This is a genomic window from Candidatus Dependentiae bacterium, assembly GCA_026389065.1.
Taxonomy (GTDB): Bacteria; Babelota; Babeliae; order Babelales; family Chromulinivoraceae; genus JACPFN01.
Window position 1 is genome coordinate 381 of the sequence record JAPLIP010000041.1, and the last position, 7,246, is coordinate 7,626.

6 protein-coding genes are annotated in these 7,246 nt (G+C 34.3%); 5 read left to right on the forward strand and 1 reads right to left on the reverse strand.

What is annotated here, in order from left to right; translation table 11 throughout:
• Positions 1–144 precede the first annotated feature (144 nt).
• Together NTU89_02925 and murD are read left to right on the forward strand one after the other, a co-directional pair.
• Positions 145–933 (forward strand): polymorphic toxin-type HINT domain-containing protein, encoded by a 789-nt coding sequence (locus NTU89_02925; GenBank protein MCX5923498.1) that lies wholly within the window; start codon positions 145–147, stop codon positions 931–933.
• Between the two features lie 390 nt (positions 934–1,323).
• Positions 1,324–2,646 carry a UDP-N-acetylmuramoyl-L-alanine--D-glutamate ligase gene (murD, locus tag NTU89_02930; GenBank protein MCX5923499.1) on the forward strand — a complete coding sequence of 441 codons (1,323 nt, stop codon included), beginning with the start codon at positions 1,324–1,326 and terminating at the stop codon, positions 2,644–2,646.
• On the opposite strand, the gene NTU89_02935 is transcribed toward murD, so the two are convergent.
• Positions 2,643–3,491 carry a hypothetical protein gene (locus NTU89_02935; GenBank protein MCX5923500.1) on the reverse strand — a complete coding sequence of 283 codons (849 nt, stop codon included), beginning with the start codon at positions 3,489–3,491 and terminating at the stop codon, positions 2,643–2,645. The two genes, murD and NTU89_02935, sit on opposite strands and share 4 nt — an antisense overlap.
• Before the next feature lie 228 nt (positions 3,492–3,719).
• Between NTU89_02935 and NTU89_02940 the strand changes: the two genes are divergently transcribed.
• From NTU89_02940 to NTU89_02950, 3 genes are all read left to right on the forward strand, one after another.
• A complete protein-coding gene (locus NTU89_02940; protein ID MCX5923501.1) occupies positions 3,720–4,691 on the forward strand; it encodes a hypothetical protein in 972 nt (323 codons plus the stop codon).
• A gap of 77 nt (positions 4,692–4,768) precedes the next feature.
• On the forward strand, positions 4,769–5,944 hold the full coding sequence (locus NTU89_02945) for an NlpC/P60 family protein (GenBank protein ID MCX5923502.1): 1,176 nt from the start codon (positions 4,769–4,771) through the stop codon (positions 5,942–5,944).
• 165 nt (positions 5,945–6,109) lie between these two features.
• Positions 6,110–6,895, forward strand: a complete 786-nt coding sequence (locus NTU89_02950; GenBank protein MCX5923503.1) for a hypothetical protein — start codon at positions 6,110–6,112, stop codon at positions 6,893–6,895.
• Positions 6,896–7,246: the final 351 nt, after the last annotated feature.

The window sequence follows — 7,246 nt, forward strand, 5'->3', positions numbered from 1 at the left end:
AAAGACAATTAACTTGTTTTAGCTTTTTCAATGAAAAGTTCATTGAGATTTGATCAAATGACTATAAACTTAATCACTAAAAGCAGAGTGTTTTGAAGGAAAACAATAAGCAATCGTCCAAAACAAAAACCTTCAAGGAAAAATATGGTCATGCAAAAAATGACTATTTTTTTAAGCTATCTTTTCGCAACATCTTTTATATATTCAGGAACTCTTTTTCATACACTTGTTCAAACACCATATGGGCTTAAGGAAATACAAGATTTAAACATAGGCGATGAAGTAATTTCTGCAGACAGAGACTTTGTAAAACATGCTAAATCAATTTTAACAATTACAGACTCAAACATAGAATGTCACATAGAAATAACAATGGATAATGATGCCGTTCTTAAAGTTTCTCCAGATCAAAAACTTTTCATTCCATATAAATGGATTCAAGCAGACCAATTATCTCTTGGCGACGTTCTTTTAAAAAGCGATGCAACATTTGTTAGAATAAAAGCAATTTGCATTAAAAACGAATCCTCTACCCTTCGATTTATTACGGTAGCAGATTATGAAAACTTTTTTGCATCTACAAATGGTGTCTTAATTCATAATGACCCAATCGCTGGAGCTATTGGATATTGGGTCACAAAAACATTATGTTATGGAACAGCGGTTGCAGCAGTAGGTACTATTGTTGTGGCGAGTGGGGGTACTGCTGGAGCTGCAGTAGGAGCTATAACTGCGGCAACCACGGCTGGTGCTCCTATTGGTGCTACCATAGTAGGAGGCGCTATTGCAGGCGCAGGGTTAGCTCAGGAGGCAGTATTAATAACAACTGCTGTTACAAGCTCTGCTGGAAGCCTTGCTGGAACAGTTGCAGCCGTTGAAACAGCCTCGACTCTTGTTGGTAGCGCTCTTACGCTATGCTTATTTCTTCCTTAAACAATGATTGGATTGTTATGACATTTCTTAATTGCTTAAAACAGCAACTGTGTATATATTTGATGGCATTAATAGCTGCAACTTTATCTTATTGGATTGCGCTATTCCTAGAATTTAGAATTCCTCATCAATTAACGACAACATACTTTATACAATTCTCTCTAGCTTTTATATTTGTTGGAGCTCTTTGTAGGTTCTTGAGTCAAAAATAAATATAAGCATTAATTCAAGTAGCTTTCTTATTTATATGCTATTGCTAAAAGGTTTTCTTTCGGTTAAACAATTAGGAAAATAAAATTAAACAATTAGATCCCCAGGTTCAAGGCTTCGCTTCCAGCTTTGCCGGACACGACCAGCCCGAGACCGAAGATGAAAGGACGATGTAGCCACATGATCAACTTAAAAAATAAACGTGTCGGAATTTGGGGGCTAGGAGTCGTTGGAAAATCCGTACTCAATTACGTCAAACAGTTCACAAGCCAGATTCAAATTCTTGATAAAAAAGCTCATGAAGAACTTTTAGTAATTTTACAAACGCCTACAAGCTTAAAAGAATTTCTAGACAACAACGATATTATTATTCCAAGCCCTGGCATATCACTTTTAGACTACCAAAAATATGCGGGTAAGTTTGTACAAGAGCTTGATATTTTTTCAAGTGAATCAAAAATTCCAACCATTGCAATTACTGGCACATTAGGAAAAACAACTATTACAAGCTTTACTGAGCAATGCATACCAAATTCTGTTGCAGCAGGAAATATTGGATACGCAATGCTCAATGTGTTAAACCTACAACCGCAACCAAAAACGGTTGTTTTAGAGCTATCAAGCTACCAACTTCAACATACAAAATATTTTGCTCCAGACATTGCAGTCTTAACAAATTTTTATCCAAACCATCTAGATCACCACGCAACGATGGAAGAATATTTATTGGCCAAGTGTCAGATTTTTAAAAATCAAAGAAATGATCAAAAATCATTAATTCCATACGAATTAATAGACCAAATTGAAGATATAATTCAAAAAGTTCCATCTCGTGTTTATTTATTTTGTACAAACAAACCAGAGACGGATATCACTTATCCAACTTTTTATATTGAAAACAACAATCTAATTTTGCTGTCTACTTCAGGCGAGCAATGCATTATATTTGATCAAATAGGCAAGCTCCCGCAGACTACTTTTCTACAAAACTGGGTTGCAATTCTTGCAACACTTTATTTGTACAAGATAGACTTAAAAACAGTTATGCCAACTATTAATGCCCTAAATTTGCCAGAACATCGTGTTGAGCTTGTAGCGCATTTTTATAATGTTGCGATTTACAATGATTCTAAATCAACAGTTTGGCAAGCAACAGCAAAAGCTGTAGATCGATTCCCAGGTAAAAAAATTGCTTTATTTTTAGGCGGACTGAGCAAAGGAACAGATCGGTCTCCTCTTATTGAGCATTGTAAAAACCAAGAAATCACCGTATTTGCTTTTGGAAAAGAATCAGAGTCTTTAAATAATTTGTGTGAAAAATATCAAGTACCTTGCATCCAAACAACTACCCTTGAAGCCGCTCTTGATGTTTTTAGAAAAAATTATAAAAAGTTTGATCTACTTCTGTTTTCTCCCGCTGGCTCTAGCTTTGATCTTTTTAAAAACTTTGAAGACCGTGGAACACAGTTCAAGGCTATGATTCATAAAATGATAAAAGCTTAATCCTTTAAATTTTGCTCGCGAGACTCTGCCGCAATGCTTTTTTGAAATCCAATCGGAGCATTACATTTTGTTACTGAAAAAGAAGGTTTATTTATTGTGGGAGTCTGCACTCCATCTATCAAGTCTGATATATATCTACTGCTAGCTGGTAAAATTACAGCCTCTTTAGTAAATAGGTTCCAAAACGTTTTCCAATTTTTTTCTTCAATTCGCTTAACAAAGTACTCTTCTATCCTTTTTTTAGCGCTTGAAGGAAGCGCAATTGGCAGATAAGGCAATCGTTGTAAAAAATCTGTTTTTATCTTTGCATGTTGTTCTTTGATTTCTAAATGCTTTTCTAGGCTGCCACCTGAATACGGTTGCCCTAAAAACCATGTCCGCTGCCCAATATCTAAAAACAGATTTTGATTTGCAATATCATTTTTATCACGATTTGCATAACGCATGAACTCAACATATCCGCTCATAGTTACTTGGCAATATGGATGATTTAATGGCAGGCCTGATTTTTGAATGAGCTCATCTTTCCAAGAAATAAACTCTTCTTTGTAGCATTGCTCAATAATAAGCATAAAATCTCTTTTCATTGTTGGATAATCTACGCATATGGAAACAAATACATCATCTTCAAATAATCCATCACTAGAAGAGCCCGAAAAAGCTTGAGGGATTCGAGAATAATTTCTTACAGGCTCGTAAGAATTTTCAATAAGTGGTACTTGAGCCTCTTCTTGAAAAACAGGCTCAGAAATATTTATGGTTATTTCGGGCTTTTTTGTTTTTACAATATCATTATCAGTAGACATCTTACAAAAACAGAATAAACAGGCTAAAAACTTATTCACTTTTGCCCCTCTTGTTTTTATGCAGTATAGAATATTTACTACGTAGCAAAAACAGGGTTTCATAATCGATAGCAGGAAGTCAATTTTAATAAAACTATTCAATAGATAAGCCGTTTGTATGCAAAAAAATGAATGGTTTATTTAAAATAATAAGCTCCATATATATTTTCAAAGATTGCAAAAATCATACTAAAATATAAAGATGTTAAGTATCACATTGGTATCATCATGATTATTAATTGGAAATACATGTTTGTTGTTTTTTACTCTATAAAAAAATCAATTTTAAACAATAAAGCTAAAAGCTTTTTTCTAGCATGTAGCTTGCTTTTGACATCAACAACAGTTCCCATTGTTTATAACTTTAAAGTCGCACAAATTACTCGCAGGCCACTGGTAAAACATAATGAAAGTGATAACGCTAAAGAAACGCCTTATTCTTTTTCAACACTTCCATTTATTCAATTTCAAAAAAAATATATTGGTGACGTTTTTGAGAATTTAGTTGGTGACTACTCTGCCTTTGTTTATGATTTTGCATCAGTTTATTATTTTAGAACTGACTTTGCATTTTCGCATTTGTATCAAAAAAAATGCAACGTAACTACTTTTTCTCAAACTGAATGCGATGATCTTTTATTCACCATTGGTCGTAACTTTAATCCTACCAACAAATCTAGAGTAACAACTTCTGCTCTTTTTGGAGTTCCTACTCATAGCAGTTACATTTTGCAGCACTTTACCTTAAGCGCTGGTCAAATTGGCACCGGCCTTCAGCTTGATGGACTTTACAGACTACAAGAAAAGATTGATTTTTTATGGGGGACTCGGTACCTCTATTTTGTGCCCGCAAACGCAAGGGACACTTTGGGAAACAACCACAAATTTACCATTGGCCAAGGAGCTGATTTGCTCATTGCACTAAAAAGTCACTGGCCAAAATCACACCATGGAATAGAGGGTGGATACTCTGCTCACTGGAATTTTAATGGTAAAATTTATCCAAAAATACCCACAATCCCAGATAAAACAGATTCGCTACGAAACAGCTTTTACTTTGTTTACAAATATGGCTTTAAGTCAAAAAAATACTCTCAGCAAGTTTTACTGAGCACTAGCTATGGATTTGATAGCAATAAATTGAATTTAGGATATAAATGGGCATCAATGTCTTGGGTTGCTTGGGGAATTAATTTTTAATAAAAATATAAAAATGCAATACTAAAATAGATAATATAACTAATTTTTAAACAGAATTTATCCAAAAAGGAATATTGTTGCAACAGAGTCTATTTAATAAAATTTTTTCAAATTATATGATGTTTGCATTTCTTTTTTTAATCTCTTTTACGTGTGTTACTACTACCCAAGCCTCAATAAACTCAATTGCTGTCGTAAAAAATCCAATTATTGAAATGAGCGGCGTTTTTCCAATTCCACTCAATCAATCGATATGTGGAAACAGCAACGGTTGCCATCGGTCTCATCAAGGATTGTACAATGAACTGGTAAGCATAATCGAAGAAAAAGACGGCTGTTTTAAAATAGCTTGCAACAACGTGGTGTATGGCTATGACAGCGAAAGCAAAGAAAAGTTAAATAGTTTTTGGGTTCATAAAAAAGATCTCGTCGAGCTAAAAAAACTAACTGATGAAACTTTGCAAGTTATACCCTGCCCAAAATACGGACAAGAACCAACAATTGTTCTTACCTATCCATGGAAAACATTTTCAGCAGGAACTCGCTTTAATCACATACCAGAGCAAGATACATTAACTGCATATGCTATAAAACGAGTAGATTTTACCGCCAATGCAATACTCATCGACTTTATTGCTCACAAAAATGCTCTTGTTGAAACTAAAAAACATATGAAAGCAGCTAGAAAGCTCTTTGTGAAAAACATTAACCATTTGATTGATAGAGTTTCAAGCACAAACAAAAAAGGCATGAATAATGTCATTCCTTATGTCTGGGGAGGAAGCAGCTTTACTATCCCCTATCAAGACTCTAACTTCTACCTGGCGGATGGATCTTGGCAAAGAACTGGGAAAAATGATCCATACTCTGGATATGATTGTTCAGAGTTTGTAATGAGAATGGCACAAATTGCAGGAATAGAATTTCCATGGAAAACAACTAAAGTTATGGAAGAAAGCAAAAGAGCTTTAGCAAAAAACGAACCCCTTGAAAATGGTGATCTAATTTGGATATCTGGCCATGTCATGATAGTGAGCAACATCAAACGAAATGAAATTATTGAAGCTCGAGGCTATAAAAGTGGCTATGGGCGGATTCATCGATTAACACTGACAGAAATCTTTGATGGCATCAAGACCTATGATGATTTATTAAAAAAATATCATCTGGGGCAAGCTATCCAACTTAAAGACAAACAAGGAATCACTGTAGAAAAAGAATATCCATTTAAGCTGTTAAAGCTTTTGGATTAATCAAGATTAAACAATTCAGAGCTTTAAGTCTTAGGCAAGATTAACTTTTAATTTTATTATTGAGACAAGACTCTTGATCTTTATACAACCAACCTTCTATACTTACTAATAAATTAAATAAAGAGTATGCAATAAGCGTTTGATATAAAACAATTGGAGTTATTTATGATAAAAAAGTTATTTATTCTTGCATCCTGGTTGCTGCTAAGCCAACAAAACATAATGTCATTAAGCCCAGACGTTATTTCACGCATCGGCAAACAGATCTGGCATAATGAAGCGAGTTGCCGAGAAGATTATTTAACATATTGGAGCGATAAAGAATCATTTCCCTCTTTTGGAATAGGTCACAGCATCTGGATTCCACAAGGTCATGAAGTAAAATACACCCAAGGCTTTCATCCTCTTTGCGAGCATTTGAAAGACAATGGTATCATTCTTCCATCCTGGCTAGAAGACTCTCTTTCTACCGGAGCACCATGGCAAAACCGTACTGATTTTTATAATGATCAAGAAAAATTACAAGAGTTACGAAAACTTTTCTCTTCTACTGTTGCTCACCAAGCGCAATTTATGGTTATTCGACTAAAGAATAAATTACCCGAAATTATAAACGCTGCACCCAAAAGCAAACGAAAAAAAGTTAAAAGAATTATTGATTTAATGCTTTCTTCAGCTATTGGAACCTATGTTTTGGTAGATTATCTAAATTTTAAAGGTGACGGACTGAATCCAGCGGAACAAAGTAACGGCAAGTCCTGGGGGCTTTTAAGTGTTTTACTTGATATGCCAGAAAATCTCACCCAAACAAATGTAACAAAAGCTTTTACCGTAGCGGCAACTAAAAAACTATTAATGCTCATTGAGCACTCAGGCCCAGACTACAATCGATTAAACTTTTTTGGTGGTTGGATTACCAGATTAAATACATATACAAAGAAAAGCATTTAGTTTTATCAGTGCTAACTTCCAATTAATTTTTTAATATTTTTTTGAAAATTAGATAACCCTTCTTTTAATGAATTTCGCATGAAATCTTGTCGACCATGCATGAACTCCCAATTAGACATGGTCTCATTTATTTTTTGCTCAAGGGCTCCACTTAAAACATCTTCACCTGAAAACCTAAAATAATCTTCTATAGCCTAAGTCATTAGGAGCTGCAGATCGATTGATGTATACTTAAGACACAAAAATTTAAAGGAGAAATGTGTCTATAATTTACAGTAATGATCTCAGAGAATTAGCTCTAAAAAAAGTAGCTGCTTCAAAAAAACTAAGAAAAGACGATAGAATAAAAGC

Coding starts and splice junctions, on each gene's coding strand:
- NTU89_02925 (MCX5923498.1), top strand. CDS start 145: ATGGTCATGCAAAAAATGACTATTTTTTTAAGCTATCTTTTCGCAACA.
- murD (MCX5923499.1), top strand. CDS start 1,324: ATGATCAACTTAAAAAATAAACGTGTCGGAATTTGGGGGCTAGGAGTC.
- NTU89_02940 (MCX5923501.1), top strand. CDS start 3,720: ATGATTATTAATTGGAAATACATGTTTGTTGTTTTTTACTCTATAAAA.
- NTU89_02950 (MCX5923503.1), top strand. CDS start 6,110: ATGATAAAAAAGTTATTTATTCTTGCATCCTGGTTGCTGCTAAGCCAA.